This is a genomic window from Caballeronia sp. LZ024 (assembly GCF_031451455.1).
Taxonomy (GTDB): domain Bacteria; phylum Pseudomonadota; class Gammaproteobacteria; order Burkholderiales; family Burkholderiaceae; genus Caballeronia; species Caballeronia telluris.
The window spans coordinates 1-672 of the sequence record NZ_JARUXL010000048.1 but is presented as its reverse complement, the minus strand read 5'-3'; the positions used below and the strand labels follow the sequence as shown (position 1 = coordinate 672).

The window sequence follows — 672 nt, the reverse complement described above, 5'->3', positions numbered from 1 at the left end:
TGGATCTCGGTGCGCAGATTGCAGGAGCGCGCCGCTCTTGCCTTGGAACGCGCGCACGTCGCGCAACGGCGCAACGAACTTCAGGAGGCCTCGGACGAACTCGAACAGCACGCGAGGTTCGCCGCGCTCGAGGATTCATTGCGCCGATTCCTTCAGCAGGAAACTGTCGGGCAATCCACACCTTGAGCATGGCCACTCCCCCCGGGGCTGGGAGCGATAAGCGTATGATGTTTTTAGTACGCTCACGTGCGGCTGGCTGCGTCGACCGATAATCCCAGAGCGCGCCGCGCGAGGAGAACGACAATGAGCGACGCTATTGCGGGGCAACCCGAGCCCCGGTCCGCTGACAGTACGGTCCGTCCTGCAAGTAGTCTGCCGTTTCCCGTCGTCGGGATCGGCGCATCCGCCGGTGGAGTTCGAGCCCTGCTGCAATTCTTCGAGAATGCCCCTACCGACATGGGCATGGCGTTCGTAGTCGTCTTGCACCTCTCGCCTGACCATGTGAGTAGCGCGGACGATGTGCTGCGCCGTGTCACCGGCATGCCGGTTCTTCAGGTGGTACAGCCGGTCCTCATCGAAAAAAATCATGTGTATGTCATCGCGCCAGGGAAAAGCCTGGCGATGACTGACGGTTATTTGCGAGTCGCCGATTCAAAGCGCAGCGCCGGTAGC

1 protein-coding gene and 1 pseudogene are annotated in these 672 nt (G+C 61.5%); both read left to right on the top strand.

Annotated features, from left to right (window positions below; all coding sequences use genetic code 11):
* Positions 1-186: pseudogene (locus tag QCE48_RS32065) on the top strand (hypothetical protein); the annotation flags it as partial.
* A gap of 117 nt (positions 187-303) precedes the next feature.
* Positions 304-672, top strand: a 369-nt coding sequence (locus tag QCE48_RS32060; RefSeq protein WP_309794490.1) for a chemotaxis protein CheB, incomplete at its 3' end; no start/stop codon positions are given.